Raw genomic sequence first — 17,434 nt, forward strand, 5'->3', positions numbered from 1 at the left:
AAGGTGGTCTTTTTTGTGTGCACAAAAAGCAGATTGGGTAATGGTTATATTTATTGTACAGGTAAAATAGGGATTTATCTGTATTATTTAAAAAGCTAATCTGGAGATTATGAAGAAAAATATGGAAAAAAAAGTAAGTATTTGTTATAATTAAAATGATAATTAGGAGTTATCCGGTATCGGAATGATATTAGATAATACCTTATTATCCTATATTATTTTATTGAAGGTCTATTTGTAATAAAGATATGAAAGAAAATAAGTATAAAAATTTAGAAGGTAGAAATAAGTTAATAGAGAAATTGACTCAAGAATATATTACTGCATCAGCCTCAGAGGCTACCATTATTTTAGGTAATCATGGATCAGGAAAATCACATGTAGTATTTGAAGTTATCAATAGAATACATAGCAAAAATAGACAAAATAACAAATTGCAAGTATATATTGCTGAAGGAGACAAATTATCTTTATACGAAAATTCTTCTAAGAGTTCCGTAGATAATATTGAAACTACTATTTCATTACCAATACGCTGGGGGATTGGAGTTGATATAGCGGCATCGGTATCAACTAAAAAAAATGATAGCCAATTTAATCAAATATCTAATCTTCTTAAAAAAAGATTTTCTTCTGATTTATTAATTTGCCTACCCGATTACTCTAAATTAGATAATAAAGTAAAATATCTGATTGAAATACTAATGAAGAATATAACCACTCTTGAAAGTACCTTTAGACATCATCTATATTTTCTCATAAGTGATGTTGATGATTCATGCATAAAGGATTTTCTATCTTGTTCTACAATCGAAAAAAATGTATTGGAAGACTATGATGAAAATGATATTTTACAATATCTAACTGAAAAACATAAAATAATTGTAAAGAAAAAGGACATAGAGGAAAAGATTAAACAAATCAAAAAAATTTGTGCGTCTAATTTAAAATTAGTCGATTTTCTGTATATAGATTTAGTAGAGCAAAATGTTGATTTTTTTAGAGCCTTAGATTCAGTGGTTACATACAGATTGGGTGAACTTAAAAAGAAAGGTCTAACCAGAAATGTAAATGAATATGATATGGAAGACATCATTTTGTCTTCCTCAATTAGCCTAAAAAACTTTGGTAGTCAAGAAATTGCAAGCATAACACATAAAGAAACAAACACTGTTCGAGAGAGTCTATATCTAGCTCAAAAGCAAGCGTTGCTGAAAAAAAACTCGTTGAACTTTTATTCTTTCGCTTGTGATGAAATACAAAAAATTCTGAAGAAAGAACTAAATGATAAGAATAAAGAAAGATATTTAGATTATTACAATTATTATAGTAACAAGGAACAAGATCAATATTTTTTAAGAGCATACTATTTATGGGCATACAATGGATATTTGAAAGATGACATTTTTGCCCTTCTTATACTTTCCTATTCAGAAGCACTTAGTTTTAATAATTTGGAACAAATTAAAAAAATTGAAAGGTTGATTGGAAAAGAAAAAGATTCCTATTACTATGATGATTTTGAAGCAATAAAATCATTTTACAATACCCTACGTGAAGGGGGATCGGATTATGATAAACTTAATGGGATGTACCATAATTTACAAAAAGATTATTTCGAGATTCCCTTAAAGGCAGAACTGGCAAGAGCTTATTTCCATTTTATGTATAGGAATTATAAACCTTGGTATTTACAATTGAAACAAATATTAAGTCAGCTCGTTCAGTATGCTGAAGAACCTATATATTTAGTCCTATTACAATATCCTATAGAGATGCCTATCGTTGATGAAACTGTTTTGAAACTTAGGATTATCTATGATATTGCACCCTATATCTTAGATGTTTTGAACAACACAGAGTTATTTAAACGGATCTATGATCTTAGCCTTTCACTTAGCAGGAATATACAAACTTCTCAATCTAGTAAAAGCATTGCTAAATATATGGAGAATGTATTTAATCGGAAAGCGTTTCTGTTTGTAAACCAGACGCAATGTAATATTTATTATGACAAAGCAAAAAAGTATTTTTATGACAATCAGATCTGGGATGAATATTGTATCACATTAATCTGTGAAGCAGGAACAGACATAGTTATACAAAAATATAATGAAGCTATACAGGCATGCAGAAAAGCTATGCAAGTTTCTATAGAAAATGAAATATCAATACCATACCCACAGAAAATACTAAATAACATGATAATAGCAGATTTTCTTAGGTATGAACAATCCCATACAAAAAAATATTGCTTTAGATATGCAAAGAAAACCGTCAAAAAATTAAGGAAACAATTACAACGTATCTCATGTGCAACAGAATTTGTTATTCTCACTAATATATGTTCGCTAAGTCTTTATTACGGTAATATTTCAGAATATCTCAAATTCAAAAAATATTTGGAGCATCTAATGGATTGCGATGATGTGTCAAATATTGAAGATGATGATGTGGATGACTTTTATCGTTATTATTTTGCTTGGTTCGAAGTATATAGATATATATTAGATGAAAAATGGGAGAGTGCAACAGAAATTACTAATTTATTAGGTGATTTTGTTCCATCATTATTTCAAAAGCAAGAAGTTTTTTGGGATAAGAAACTTCTTGCTTTGAAAGAGATTATTTTGAATCGTCAAATATTAGATGGATATGATTTTTGTAATAATCTAGTACCTTTGAAACGACGATCTAGCGAATTGGCTTCTTTTTTCTGCCGGGGGCTTATGCTATCTGATTTGCAATATACATCTTATGATTGAAGTATATCATAATTTGAAAAAGAACACGCCATTATTGTCTTATAAATATCTTTATAATCTAAATGCATTATATTCTCAAACAGAAACGCTACCGAGCTATGTTTTATAGTATATGGTGTTCCAGCTATATCGATAAGATATGGCTGGTCTTTTTCTATACGGAAATCAAATCTCGCATAGTCTTTAATGCTTAAAATTTGTGCAGCTTTAACTGCTTGCTTTTTAATTTGTTCTATTACTGTTGGACTCAATCTATCGGATAGTTTTCTAAACGAATAGTTATATAGGTTTGATGTTAAGGAATCTAAAAAATCATTACCATTTATAACAATTTCCACTGGCTCAAGTGCATAATACTTTCCCTTAAACTGTATTACTAAAACTTCACATTCTAGGCCGCTAATATATTCTTGTATGAGTAGTTGTTTAGTGTTCATCCGTTGTAGTGTCATATCAACTGTTTTCAAATTTTCTTTTGTTAAATATATTTTATTGTCTGTAAGCAAGCCTATACTTGCTGATTCATGAATATTCTTTAAAAGTATTGTCGTATCCAAAAAAGGTTCTAATATATTATGATTATTAAATGTATAAAGAACAGACTTTGGTGTTAATATCCCCATATTAGAAAGTACCTGTGTAAAAATCCATTTATTTCTCAATAAGGATATGGTAAAAGCATTTGATCCAGTATATTTAAGACCGCATAAATCGCAAAAAGCAGGGATTAATGATTTTTTTCCCTCAGCAATTCCGTCTCTGCTAAAATTATATATGTAACATTCTGTGGATGAGGGATGCTCATCCATCACAAATTTTATGAAATCCAATTCTGAGTAAAAAACTTTGGCATAACCAAAAATATAAAATAATGTCGAAGCAATTTCAGCAAATTCTCTTCTAGAAAAAAACTCACTTTCATCAGTATGAACAATATAGTTATTGTTCTTTGTAGTTTTATTTTGTGTGTCAGCTATTATTAGCAAATCGAAATTTATATCTATATTCTTAAAATAAGCTAAACACTCTTGAATTATATCCATACTCATTGTCTCCTTATTACGTAATTTGTAAAATTTTTTCTAAATCCAAGACGTTTATAAAATTTTTCTGCCTCTTCATCATAAACGTTTACCCGTAATTCCTTGTTTGTGAGTTTAGAAAATGTAATTATATTTTCTAAAATTTGAGTTCCTAATCGTTGTCTTCGATAAGATTTATCAAGATAAATTCTTCTCAGCAGAAAAAAATTTTTTTCAATAGCTATATCTATAAACCCAATGCTTTTCTTTTCTTTTTGTATGATATAAGGATATTCATTATTTTCAAAGTATGATGGTTTAGTTAAACTAAAGTTTTCGTCAGGATGCTTATAGATATACTCTTCCAAAAGTTTTTGGGTATAACTTAGTGCTTGAGATGTATTCATTATATACGAATACTCATTTTTATTATTATGCCAGTTTATAAAATATTGTTTTGGATTAGAATAATACTTTTGGCACATTGTTATAGCCATATCATATTCGATTATATTGTTCATTTCTGATGCAACATAATTGGGTATTTCTAAAGTGTGAATTTGGATTTCGTCCAAAAAATCATTAAAATAGTCATCCCAGAAGTTTTCGCTATTAGATAAATTTTCAGGAGTACTGATATCAGCAATAATTTTTTTGAAAATTTCTGCATCAGATTTACTCCAAAAAGATACTCCAAAAAATGCATGGTTCTGAAAAGCAACCAATTTCAAAGGAAATTATTCGCCCATTTTTATCAAGAATAGGTTTCCAAGCGTCAAATTCCGGATTTAAATATTTCATTACATAATAATAGCTATAAGGTTTGTTAATAAAAATATTCTCTGCCAAAACAACATCACCTTCAATGATGAAAGTATCACCTATAATATTAACAATACTGTATATCCCATAGAGCGTAGATACTGAACAATTGGGATCAGATACGATGGTACAACCATATTTTTCTTGTAAAAATGTATATTGATCTGCATATATTCCTGCAATTATAACAATATCATTTATTCCAAAGTCATTTAAAATTAGAATTGTTCTCTCAATATTGGGAAGTCCAAGAATTGGTAATAAAGGCTTATGGGTATATTGTTTTTCCTCAATCATACGGGAACTATGTCCAGCAGCTAAAATTATTGCATTCAAAATATATTCTCCTACATTATTCTCTTTGTACTTCGATATGGGATAATAAGGTATTATCTAATATCATTCCGATACCGGATAACTCCTAAATATCCTTTAACATTCATAAAACTAAGAATGAGAAGTACTATTTTCATATGAGAAGATTTGATTTTACGTTCAATTGAAACCTTATGGAAAAGAGGGGATGATCAGTAGAACATGCAATGGAAGGGCTAAAAATTCCTGAAAAAGAAAATAGCAAATATTTAGATGAATAAGAAAGCATTAAAGTACAAAATATATGAATTTTGAAAATAGTAAGGTGAGCTGTGCTCTGGCTGTTCCCTTATTGTATGGTATGGATAACTACGCATACTCTTTGAATAAAATTCTAAAGCTGTTTAGTACTAGAAAAGATATAGACGAAAATAAAGTAAAATCACAAGCTAGAGTTGTGGGAAGAAACAAATCTTCTTTACTGTTGAAAGAGAAGGCTTATCCAGTAGAAAATAGTCCGATTTTACGTTAAAAAATTGTGTACAAGATTGCATATAGTTGTAAAATTTAGTATAATATCAGTTATTAAAGACGGAAGCAAAAAAGGAGGAATTCCATGAATAAACGTATCGCGAAGAAGAATTTAAAAAAAAGCTTTTAAAGAAATGGAAAGTAGCCGTGGAAATGGCGTTTCAGTTATTATAAAAACACAGGCATACGTAGATAAAAATGGAAAAGAATGCGATCCATTAGAAACACCAAATGCCAGATTTATCCAGTTAAAACGTCCTAAAATTCAATATATTAGGAATACGGAGAAATAAGAATACTATCTATATTAGAGAAATTTTTTGCATTGAAAGGATCTATTTACTTTCGGTTTCTTATATTTTGTGTAAGGAATCGCTTCATATGAAGAACAATAATTTCAAAAAACAATAAATTTCTTATGATCCTAAAACTGTTGTTGACAGTTTCTCTATCTAATGCTAGGATAAAGTTGTATTCATTTATGCACAAGCAAATTTGTGCAATTAATTTTTATTCTGCATGGTAGCAGAAGATTTATTTTGGCATAGTCTGCAATAAAATATAGGAATAAGTTTAAGACAAGGTATAGAAAGACAAATACCTTGTCTTTTTTTGTGTGTAGAAAGGAGGAACATACCTATAATTTGCAGACAGAAAGGAGAGAAAATGGCAGAGATAAAATTATTTGATACCTGGACATTTCAGGAACAAATGCCGGAACCATTCAGCCAGTTTTTACAAAAAGAAGGATTACGAAAAACTACTACTATGGTGGAATGGCTTTCCCAGTATAATCAGGGAAGACAGGCAACACTGCATCCCCCTACATTGAGGGCAATGCTCAATATTGCAGGGATTTATTTGAAGCAAACAGAAGGAGCCCTTGGATTTCAAAAAGGAAATTATGATTTGTTGAACTTCTATTGTATGGAATATGTAAAGGGAAATCGACGCCACGCATTGGTTTATAATCCGATCAGTGCAAAAATACGCGGTGTCTGTAAAACAGAAAAACAAACATATAAAGCTCTGGATTTTGTTGAAAGAAACGTCAGTGACGGAGAGGAAGTTCTGGCAATGCTTATTTATGTCAGTCTGGAAAAGAAAGAAGCATTATATAACCTGGAATTTGCTCAGAATTTTATTATATTCATGCAGCAAATGAAAGAAGGCTGGAAAAATGGAAAACTTGCATTAAAAGCGGCTTTTCTTTGTTGTGATAACCTGTACCGGAGAGTAGAAAATGTACAGGATTTCAACAATGAAGGAATTCCGTTGGAGAAAAGTCAGCTTGGAAAGAATGGTATGGAACAACTTTCGAAACTTGCAATCGAAAGCGAACTATACGCACCAAACGATGCGATCAAAGGTATATTTCAGATTTTGGGAGAAACGAAGAAAGCAAGAGAATGGACGTTAAAAGAATTAAAGAAGATTTACGGTCAGCACTGGTCGTTTCCAAAGGATTATGAGGATCGTATTCCACAGTTTCCAGAGGATATGAAAGTCGGGGAATATGCGCAGGATATTCTTTCTGCAATTGTAGAGTCACCTTTCCGGAAATTTATGATCACCGGAAATGCAGGAACAGGAAAGACAACAGACGCACAGATGATTGCCCAGATTTTAGGAGTGCCTTATTTTGCTTTAAACTGTGGACCGGAAACCGATGAAAGTACACTGGTGGCAGGGATTTATCCTAATTCCAGGAAAAAGACCGAAGACCATATGAAGTTTCCTTCTTTACAGGAATTTGTTGCAGATCCGATGCAGGTATTGGAAGATGTAGCCTATACAAGAAAAGAAGGGATTAGCAAAAGCGAAGCCTTTCGAGAACTGTTAGATGCAGTGTACCAGTCCGGTTACCAGAAAGCAAAAAACGAAGGGGATTTTGTAATGCAAGAATCGGAAATCATAAAAGGCTGCCGAATGCCTTCGGTGATTGAAATTATGGAGGCTTCTCTTATTGTAGAGCCGGGGACACTTGGAAAACTTAACCGGTTATTAGATGACTCCAGGAAATTGGACCTTCTGTACGGGGAAGTCGTAGAACGACACCCAAATGCAATTATCATCATCACGACCAATCTAAATTATGTTGCAAATAGGGAATTTGATTTTTCCGTAGTATCCAGAATGAATAAGGTACAGCATCGCAAAGACTTAACAGAGCAGCAGTTGGCAGAACGTGCCATGTTTCGGACAGGCTGCAAAGATATGGAAGTTTTAAAACAGATGGCAAAGGTAATGAAACGACTGGATGCAGTCGTAAAAGAAGAATTTGGAAAAGCCGGACTTTGTGGCTACAGGGAATATGAAAACTGGGTATATGAATATATGCGCACCCAAAATCTTGTAAAGGCTGCAGAAGATACGGTATTATCCAAGCTTGCTTCTGATGAAGAAGACAGGAATCTGCTCCGGCAGGTATGTATGGAGATTTATGTAGAGTGAGGAAAGGAATCTGTATGAGAAGCGAAAGAATAAGAAATAGCAGGCAGACAGAGAAGCGTTTGCTACGGGACATGGAAGTATTTTTTTCTCCTCAATTTTTAAGGTTAGTGCAACGGATTGGAAAAGAGATTACAGATAAGCATGATGCACAGATCCGATTTTATTCCGATGCAACGGATCACAGAGCCGGTTATTTTGAAGGGCGCTATATATATATCAATACTATGAATATGCTTACACAAAGTTTTCCGACTTTGGATTTGAGAAGTAAAAGTCTGATAGGTGTAGAAGGACATGAATGCGGACATCAGAATTACAGCAGTATCTATCTGAGACGGAAATATATAGATGGAATTGCAAATGGGATTTTATATCCAGCCTGGCCTATACCGGAAACGGAGCAGGAAACCCAATTTTTACAAAGTATGAAAGAGGGTTTCCAAAAGAAAGATGCGGTTCTTTTAGGACTTTATCTGCAAACAGCCGGAAGGCTGCATGGATATCTAGAAGATGCCTTTATTGAAGAACAGATGTGCAGAAGATTCCCGGGCAGTATCAGGCAGGGAATTTTGCAAAATCGTAAGAGGAATATGGAGCAGATTTCCAGTCTGAAAAGCCAGATAGTACAGGAGAAATCAAAACTAAAGATTATGTTACTTTTGTTGGTGCAATATATGTTTACCCACAAGGTCAACGTGTGGGACGGAGAAGTTACAGAATATATGGAACTGCTTAGAAACTGTATTCCGGTTCTTTCGAAAGCAATTGCTGATATGGGGGAAAGCACAAGGTATCTTGCAACAAATCAGATTTTATTGAAGTTGTGGCCTTTGTTTTTAGAAGAAGCGGAGGGCATGGAAAGAAAAATAAAATCGGCAGGAGAAAACAAAGAAAACGTATTAAAACAGACTTTTGATGAGTGGAAAGAAGATCTGCCGCAATACTCGGAAGAACCTTCCTGCAGGGAAATCCACATGGAGCGAAAGGAAGCTTCGGATGTTCTTTGGAATGGAGGAGAACTGAAACATACTGTTTCAGAAGAAATACAATCCGTTCAAATGGAAGGAGAAAGTGCAACAAAAGAGCAGGAAAGCCTGACAGAAGAAAAAACAGAGCCCTTACTTTCTGAATTGCAGCAAGAAACGGTAAAGACAATTGATATTGGAAGAGAACTTCAAAACATCTGTCTGGAATTAAAAAGAGAAGCGCGGGAAAAGAGATATGAGGAATGGATGCGGGAGCGTTTGAAAGAGATTTTAGAAAATACGGAGTTTACACCTGTGAACCAGGAAATCAAAAAGCATATTTTCCGAAAAGAAATCATTTCGCAAGCGGCATATCAAAAATACAGAAATCTTAAACCGCAAATAAAACATATCCAAACGAAAATGAAGCAGGATCTGCTGCCAGTTCTAAAAAGGAAGAAAACCTATATTCTGCGAGAACAGCATATGGGAAAAGGATTGGACATGGCACATCTGTGGAATCCTGAAAAAAGAATTTTTAAGACCAAAATTCCTTCCAGAAATATGGATACAGCGATTGGATTTTTATTGGATCAGTCTGGCTCCATAGATAACAAGCGGTGGGAAACTTCGGTTTTGACTTCCCTTTGTGTCGTGGAGTTTGCACAAATACTTGGTATACCCATCTGTGTAAATGGACATTGTACAGGGACGGAACAGACAGGTAGAAGGCAGGAGGAAATCGTGTGTTTGCATTCTTATTTGGAGTTTGAAGAAAAGAAAGAAGGAAAGTATCGGATTTTAGATATGGAAACCAGTGGAGCTAATAGGGACGGAGCAGCGCTTCTTTACATGGCAGAAAAAATGGCAAAAAGAACGGAGAAGATGAAAATTTTGATTTTTTTCTGTGATGGGCTTCCGAATGCACAAGGATATGGCGGAAAAGTGGCAAGAGAAGATTTGCAGAACGTACAGAAGCGGTTGAAACAGAAACAGATTACACTGCTTGTAGCAGCGATTGGAACGGATCAGGAAGATATCCGAAAAATTTATGGAAATGCCTGTATCAATGCAGAGGATCTGGAAAGGCTTCCGCAGCAGATTGTAAAGAAACTTTTAGATTATATGGGATAAAAACGGCAGAAGGGACTTTTTTAGGTTCCTTTTTTTGATGGGAGGATTTATGGAACAGAACAAAGAATGGGTTGAAAACTTTTGGAGTACAGGATATGTCATCCGCCTGGGAAAAGACCAGTATTTTCAGAAAATTAAAGATAAACGTATTGTGACGGCGAAAATTTGGAAAGCAGCTTTCTTCCAAAGCTTAAAGGAAGCGGAAATGTTTGCCCAAAGGTATCTTTGGTATGCCGGTATGGACCCGCAGATTTGTTATCGTGGGTGGATACTGGTATCTGTCGAAAGTGAAGAAGAACAGGAATTGTTTTGGAATGGAAAGCAGTTTGTTCCGGAAGTTGAAAAGGCAAAACTTTTTTCCAGTTCCCGGGAAATGCAGATTTATGCAAAACGTTTGGGATTATCGAGAGAGACTTATCCGGAATTATTGCCGGTATGGAAAAAACAGATGAAAAATGCTGCGTAAGGAGGAAACAGGATGGAAATTAAAAACTTAGCACAATTAAAACGAGTAATACAAGAGAAGAGAGAATTTATTATCAGAGCACATCGATTGAATAAATTTTTAGGACAGAGGAGAATACCCAACGTGGTACAAAGTAATGGATTTTATTCGGTTATATCTAGACAGCCGGAGCATGAAGTCAGTTGTGCTAACAGGGGAAAAGGAAGCTGGATTGATTTTGGAAAAGCAACTCAATGGGAATTTCAAGATGGAAAATGTAGCATGTATTTTCCAGAAATGGAGCATATACCTGACAATCTAATCTGGTCGATTGAATTTTGTGAGGATGGAAGCAATATCCGACAAAAGCTTTCCTGTTCTATTCTCTGTAATGCCTATTATCATGGAGAACTCTTGCTGCCAGAAACCATAAAAACATTCTCAGAGGCACTGGAATATGCGAAAGAACATTTGGATGAAATTCCATTAGGTGAAATGAATTATATAGAAAACAGTGATGTACTCGATGAGGAAAATTGTGAAATAGAGGATACTATTGTGGAAGAAATATCAGAAGATAGTGGCAAAGAAAATGGTTCCCCAAATTCCAAAGAGGAATGGTGGAGGCTTATAGAAGGAATTAAAGAATATGAAAGCAGATTGGTAGAAAAGGGAAGGAGAGAAGATGCAGAAAAGATTGCCAGATGCATGGATTCCTTCTATCCAAATGATGTTGTAAAGGAGATTTTAAAAGATGGAGAAGGAAGTGTTTCTGAAGTAAAAAGAGGAGGAATTTCTTTGCTAGATGACGATTATTATTTGGCAGAGACGAAGCAACCTTATTCCTTCCGACAGGTTACTCGGGAGGATATTCTTGGAATATTGGAGGAATATTCCCAAAACGGTTATTTGGTACCCAGCTTTTCAAAGGAAACAGTTATCTGGCTTTCGGAAGAACATGAAAACAATTCCAAAACATCAAGATTTTATTATCCTGTGCAGCTGTCGCCATGGAGAAGCCTACAAATGATTCGACAGTTGGATTGCTGGTATGCAGATACCGATTTGGATTGTCGGGAATATGCAGAAGAATACCAAAGGATCGTATCTGGCATTTTGCATGGTCTTGTGATTTTAAACCCGAAAAAACTCGCATTAGAAGAGGTGATTGCAGAATGGGAAGTAAATTTTACAGAACCTGAAAAGAGCGGGTATCGGACAGCTTTTGATGAAATTCGTAAGGGTAAAATTCCAATTATCCGAGACTGTAATTATACGACAGATGAACGATAAAAGAGAGAAATAAAGGGCTGTGTTAGCAGCCCTTTCCAGAAAGGAGAACAAATGGATATCTTAAAAGAAAAAATAGATGCAAACAGTTTTCAGACTATGAAGCATATCATTTTTCTTACATCAACAAAGAATGATAAGGCGTGGAGATTTGAAAAAGAAGAGGATAAACGTTTTCTTCCAATGGGGAAAGAACAGAAGGAGGAAGATGCGTATACCTTTCAGTATCCGGGTGAGATGCTGGAGCGGTATAAAGAAAAGATAGGGGATAGTATCCAAATACGCAGGGCGTTGGCATTTGCTCTTGTAACTATGTCTGATTTTTATGAAGCACAAATGTATGTGGGAGCACAATATGAAAACTTTCTGAAACGGATCGAACGAGAAGCGGAAACTGATATTTATCTAGCAGGGGCGATGTATTTTCTGACATCTTCTAAAAAGAAAAAAGAACTCTATCATGAAAGGATAAAGAACTACGCATACAAAGAACTTGCAGAATGTATGTGTATCTTATTTTTAGGCAAAGGTGAAAAAGAAATTTGGGAAATCTTAAAGGAGCTTGTATGCAGCTTCTTCGAAAAAGAAAGAGAAGTGAATATTTTTCAAAATACGGAAATGTATATCTGGTTTTTCAGAGCCTATGAAACGGAAATTAAAAAGGAGAGAAAAAAGATATTTTCGAAATTAAAACTTTTGATAAAGATGCAGCATACTCATGTAAAAGAACGTTCAGAGTTATTGCAACAGATGCAAAAGGCAGGTTATCAAAAAGAAGAAATTTTTTATTTAAACCTGCGGATGCTAAAAGCAGCTAAAGAGGATCGGATAGAAACAGTAAGTCAGATTACTTGGGAGAGGGCTTCGGAAAGTTTTTGTGCTTTTATCTGTAATCAGAAGAAATCATATCCGAAAGAAATTTACAAGTTTTGCGGGGAACTGCTCAAAGAGCATTTTGTTTATGGAATTAAAATTGGAGGATACAATGGAATTTTAGAAGCTATGAGGTATCAGGTCACTGTTAAAAATTCCAAAGTATATGCGTTGCTTTATCCCTATGCAGGAAAACAACAGGCAAATCCAAAATGGTTTTTTATTCCATTATGTAAAACACAGGCAAAAGAAATTCTGCTATTCTTGGGAAAAAAAGATTTTGACAAGCAAATCCGGGAAACTTTGTATAACGAAACATTTACAGAACAGGAACTTCGGGAGTATCTAAATATGTATAGGGGACTGACAAAGGTGGATTATATCCAACAGATGCTACAAGAAGAAAACTATCAAAATCATAATATTTTTGAAACATTTGCAGAAAAGAATTTCTTAGATCCCCGACAGATTATAAAAGAATTGCTTACAAAGGGAGAAGGAAAAGTGATTTCTGAATGGGAAGAACCGGAAAAAAAGAAGTATGGCTATATTCTTTCCTATATCGAAGAAATGGATACGGATTTAAAATTTCAGACTGCAAAACTTCTTTTGGATAACCGCTCCATGGAAGAAATCAGAAAAGCAGGGAAACGGAATTTCTTATGGAAAAGTGTTGGAATTCAGGAATACTATTACAGACGAGAATACGATGAAATGAATTTTATGAAATCCCATTTGAAACCAAACCAGGTTCTTCAGTTGTTTTTCTGGGTAGAAGAATCCATTTATCGGTTTCAGCCACAAAAATACTTTGATTTTCTTTTAAATGTTTTGGGAAAAGAGGAAAATCTTATTTGGCTTCCGAAAGAACAGGCACAGAAATTTTGGGAAAAACTTATAGCGCTTGGAATAGAAGGCGCCGGAAGCAAGAAACTGAGAATGCTATACATGGGGAAAGAAGAACGGGAGCGGTTTTATAAGGAACAGGAAGAAGCCGCAAGGCAGAAAAAAGAGGCTGAACTGGAAAAGCAGACAGCAGAAGCATACCAAAAGTTTTTGAAATTGCAGGAAGAAAAAACAGCAGAAGATCTTTTTTCTAAAATCAATTTACTCTCCTATTCTTATCAGAAAGATGCCTATGTAAAAGCAGTAGTTTGGTTTTTGAAGAAGTATTTGGAACAAATAGAGTGGAAATTATCACAAGAAGCCTTTTGGGAATATTTAGAACTGCTATTAAACTTAGGAAAAAAGAAAGGAATAGAGGTAGCAGCGATAAAAGAATGGTTGATAAAGACGGAGGTAGAAGATGTTTACAACAGTGAAGGAACACATGGGAATTGTTAAGGGTCTGGAAGGACTTGGCTGGCAGGAAATTTTAGGATTTTCTAATCAAGAGCTCCTTCCTTTTACGAAAGCAATTGATACAGATGAAAAAAGAAGCATACTGAAACAGCTTCCGATTGAGTATGGAAAGAAATTGGTGGTTTATCCGGAATTTCTTTCAAAGATCATAAATCTGCAAAAAGCAGGAATTTCAGCTTACAGAATAGAAAGTTTTATCGGTGGTGCAGAGGGAAGACTACTGGACTCTTCTTATGAGGAATTGGAAGCAGCTTTAAAAACAGAAGAAATTTCAGACAGATATGTAGCCATATATCTGCAATACTTTTTTTCCAGCCATTTGTCTGGAAAAGAGTGCAGTATATTAAATGCAAATCTGGAGTTTTTCGAAACATATGGTGATAAAAAGTTACAAGATTTAAGTTATTCAGAACGAATGTTTTTGAAAGAACCGATTTTTTCTGGGGACTTTTTCTGCGAAGTGATTGCAGAGAAAGATTTCTTTCAGGATTTAGGGAAAGCGAATGTATTGAACCTTTTAAAATATTTGACAGAGTTTCCATTGCCGATGTTAAGCAAAGAGGCATACAGACAGATTGTAAAAAATGCAGAAGAACTTTATCCGTTACTAAGAAAAATTATGCTGCGCTTACATAAAGATATACAATCCTGTTTTTTAACAAGATGGCTGGAGAATAAACAGTTATTGTTTGATTTAAACAGATTTGTAAGACAAGGATGGATTTCACAAGGAAATTTCTATACAAGAGCAGGGTATGTACAGGAGGTTTATCGGTATGCCATAAAAGCGATGGATCGATTGGAATATTACCAAGAGTCAGTACTTCTTTATGCAGTCAAACATCAGAAAAAACATTTTTTGAAATTGTATGAAGAAAATACAGAACTGTTTCTTGAACTTCCGTGGAATTCTATTTTATTTGAAAAATCATTTTATGAAGAGTATGTCAATCTAAATACATTAAATTTTCAAAATTTAAAGGAATGCAGAAAAATAAAGGAATGCTCTATTATAGAAAAGACAGATATGACACAAAAAGAGTATACTTTTGCGGAAATAAAATTATTTACTTCCTGCCCTGACAGGGGATATATCCGCTTATACCACAAACTAAATTATAGAAGGGTCGATGACCGTTTGAGAGTCATGCAGGAAGTGGTGAAAAAAAGGCTCTTGGAGAAAGAAAACAGTGAAGAAACTTTGGAAGCAGTTGCTGCTTTTTTGTCCCACAAACTGTTATCTAAGTGGATGAAGGAAGAACTGGGAAATATTTCTGGTTTAGAGGGAACGGATATACCGAAGTTGTTTCTTTCCTGGGAAAAAGTTGTACGGTTTCTTCCAGAAGTGAAAAACAGTTTCCAACTGCGGTATTTGCTAGTAAATAAAGAAAAATTAAGTGCGTATTCAAATTTTCAGTCTGCCTATGCCGATCTATTAAAAAATGATCCCCACTGGGAGTGGATGAAGAGTACCTTTGCTTTCTCCAATTCGTTTATCCGAGAGTATGAAGCAAATATCCAGGCATTCCTGGAACAAGGCGGTTCTGAAATTTTGTATGAATTTTATAAAGGAGATACCGGACAGACAGAAATGTTGCGCAGATTATTAGTGGCAGAACTAATGGGGAAATTTAAAGATTTAAAATACCACGAGGCAGATCTGGAAAAAGAACTTGCTTTTCCAATTTTGGAAAAACAGATGAAACTGTGGGCAGAAAATCTGCAACTTCAAAAAAAGGAATGGAAAATCTGGGAAGAAGACCGTTTTCTTCCAGTGATGCAAATTGGGGAACTGCCGGATAAAACCTGTCTAAGTTACAAGACAGGAATGTATCGGAAGTGTCTGTTATCCTGCTTTGACAGTAATAAGAAAATTATATATATTTCTTATCAAGGCAAGATTGTCCTTCGGGCAATTCTTAGGCTTACCAAAGCATCTGAAGAAAAAATGGAAAGGGAGAACAAAGAATTTGAATTTGTAGATTTCACAAAGGATAATAAGGAAGAGAAGACAGAGCAACTGGTTCTGTTTTTGGAAAGAGCGTATGTGAAAGGAATTTCGGAAAAACTGGAACAGGAGATGTTTGAACTTCTTCTTGATATGGTAAGAAAGAAAGCGGAAAATCTCTGTATCCCTTTGCTACTTAGTTATGATTACATTGATGATATACCAAAGGAAAAGTTCCAAAAAGAGAGCAGATATATTTATATTTCAGCCACGAAGGGAAACGAGCAATATTTGGACTCACTGGGAGGAAAACATGGGATTGCTTCAGAAGGAAAGTACCTGAAAACAACAGTCTATTTTCCGATATTTCAGAAAGATTGTATGCATGGAAGATGTGAAAGAATGGGATTTATGGAAGCACAATAGGAAAATTCGTTTGTCAGTTCTTTTGATGTCTGATATAATAATTGTAACAAGAGAGTCAGTGATTGCAGAAGAGAGAGGAATTTACGTGGAACATACAAAAGCAGATATTATATTTAAAGATTTTTGGCGGAATAATGAACGGTTCGCTGATCTTTTTAATGTAGTCGTGTTTGGCGGGAAAGAGGTCATTAAGCCAGAGACATTGCATGAAATGGATACAGATGTTTCTGGTGTCATTCAATTAAAAGATTATAAGGAAACCTTATCCAGAACAAGAGATGTGATTAAAAAGACTGCTTATGGAGTGGAATTTGTTGTTCTTGGAATTGAAAGTCAGCAGCATATTCATTATGCCATGCCGCTGCGTCATATGGTGTATGACGCAATGAGTTACCTGAAGGAATATCGGGAAATTACACGCAAATACAAAGAAAGCCCAGAGAAAAAGACAGAAGATGAATTTCTATCGAAAATGAGGAAAGATGACCGGCTTCATCCCGTTATTACATTGACGGTGTATTATGGTGAAAAACAATGGGACGGACCGTATTGTCTGAAAGATATGATTGTAGAAATGCCGGAAGAAATTGCCGCTATTTTCTCAGATTACAAAATGAACCTTTTGGAAGTACGGGATTCAGACCGGTATGTGTTCAATAATACAGATGTGCAAAGTGTTTTTGAAATTACCAGGGAAATCTTTGCCGGGCATTTTGAAAAAATTCAGGAGAAGTATGGAAACAAGGAGATGGGCTCAGATCTATTAACAGTGGTCGGTCAGATGACAGGATCAAAGGAACTGATTCGTATGAGTAGAAATATGGAGGTAAACAGTATGTGCGAGGCATTAGAGAAGTTGAAAGAAGAAGGCGAACAGAAAGGTAGAGAAAAAGAGAGAGAAGCAGTCATTCTTACCATGTTGCAGAATAATTATCCGATTTCAGAGATTTGTAAACTTTTGAATATCTCCGAAGAAGAGGTATTAGAAATAAGGGATAAAGAATAATATCGTTTTTCCCAAAATGAAGTAAAAAGAATAGTGGTATGTACAAAAAAGGCATCAAAAACAAAGGAGTTTTGGT

At 34.5% G+C, this 17,434-nt stretch carries 11 protein-coding genes; 8 read left to right on the forward strand and 3 right to left on the reverse strand.

The genetic code is table 11. The annotated features are described in order from the left end of the window. Positions 1–248: 248 nt before the first annotated feature. Positions 249–2,765 carry a hypothetical protein gene (locus tag DQQ01_RS07805; protein ID WP_071144026.1) on the forward strand — a complete coding sequence of 839 codons (2,517 nt, stop codon included), beginning with the start codon at positions 249–251 and terminating at the stop codon, positions 2,763–2,765. Here DQQ01_RS07805 and DQQ01_RS07810 read toward each other — a convergent pair. The 3 genes from DQQ01_RS07810 to DQQ01_RS07820 are packed head-to-tail and all read right to left on the reverse strand — an operon-like array spanning position 2,756 to position 4,945. Next, positions 2,756–3,808: a D-alanine--D-alanine ligase family protein gene (locus DQQ01_RS07810; protein ID WP_071144025.1), complete on the reverse strand. Its 1,053-nt coding sequence runs from the start codon at positions 3,806–3,808 to the stop codon at positions 2,756–2,758. The genes DQQ01_RS07805 and DQQ01_RS07810 overlap by 10 nt on opposite strands. Positions 3,809–3,810: 2 nt before the next feature. After that, on the reverse strand, positions 3,811–4,518 hold the full coding sequence (locus DQQ01_RS07815) for a GNAT family N-acetyltransferase (RefSeq protein ID WP_111919556.1): 708 nt from the start codon (positions 4,516–4,518) through the stop codon (positions 3,811–3,813). Next, the gene (locus tag DQQ01_RS07820) at positions 4,463–4,945 is read right to left on the reverse strand and encodes an NTP transferase domain-containing protein (protein ID WP_111919557.1); all 483 of its coding nucleotides are present in this window, start codon (positions 4,943–4,945) and stop codon (positions 4,463–4,465) included. The genes DQQ01_RS07815 and DQQ01_RS07820 overlap by 56 nt, the downstream gene beginning before the upstream one ends. A gap of 1,176 nt (positions 4,946–6,121) precedes the next feature. Here DQQ01_RS07820 and DQQ01_RS07830 point away from each other — a divergent pair. Genes DQQ01_RS07830 through DQQ01_RS16470 form a run of 7 tightly spaced genes read left to right on the forward strand, consistent with a single transcriptional unit; the run spans position 6,122 to position 17,358 of the window. Then, complete coding sequence (locus tag DQQ01_RS07830; protein WP_111919559.1) at positions 6,122–7,909, forward strand: hypothetical protein; 1,788 nt, start codon at positions 6,122–6,124, stop codon at positions 7,907–7,909. A 14-nt stretch (positions 7,910–7,923) separates the two neighbouring features. After that, a complete protein-coding gene (locus DQQ01_RS07835) occupies positions 7,924–10,008 on the forward strand; it encodes a VWA domain-containing protein (protein WP_162624278.1) in 2,085 nt (694 codons plus the stop codon). A gap of 49 nt (positions 10,009–10,057) precedes the next feature. Beyond that, positions 10,058–10,474, forward strand: coding sequence for a hypothetical protein (locus DQQ01_RS07840; protein WP_071144020.1), 417 nt, complete (start codon positions 10,058–10,060; stop codon positions 10,472–10,474). 12 nt (positions 10,475–10,486) lie between these two features. Then, entirely contained in the window at positions 10,487–11,746 is a 1,260-nt protein-coding gene (locus DQQ01_RS16075) for a hypothetical protein (RefSeq protein WP_199797991.1), read from the forward strand. Between the two features lie 51 nt (positions 11,747–11,797). Beyond that, positions 11,798–13,960, forward strand: a complete 2,163-nt coding sequence (locus tag DQQ01_RS07850; RefSeq protein WP_111919561.1) for a hypothetical protein — start codon at positions 11,798–11,800, stop codon at positions 13,958–13,960. Next, complete coding sequence (locus tag DQQ01_RS07855; RefSeq protein ID WP_162624279.1) at positions 13,923–16,352, forward strand: hypothetical protein; 2,430 nt, start codon at positions 13,923–13,925, stop codon at positions 16,350–16,352. Before DQQ01_RS07850 ends, DQQ01_RS07855 begins: the two co-directional genes overlap by 38 nt. After that, complete coding sequence (locus DQQ01_RS16470; protein WP_242980697.1) at positions 16,312–17,358, forward strand: Rpn family recombination-promoting nuclease/putative transposase; 1,047 nt, start codon at positions 16,312–16,314, stop codon at positions 17,356–17,358. The genes DQQ01_RS07855 and DQQ01_RS16470 overlap by 41 nt, the downstream gene beginning before the upstream one ends. Positions 17,359–17,434: the final 76 nt, after the last annotated feature.

This window comes from Blautia argi (assembly GCF_003287895.1).
GTDB classification, from domain to species: Bacteria; Bacillota; Clostridia; order Lachnospirales; family Lachnospiraceae; genus Blautia; species Blautia argi.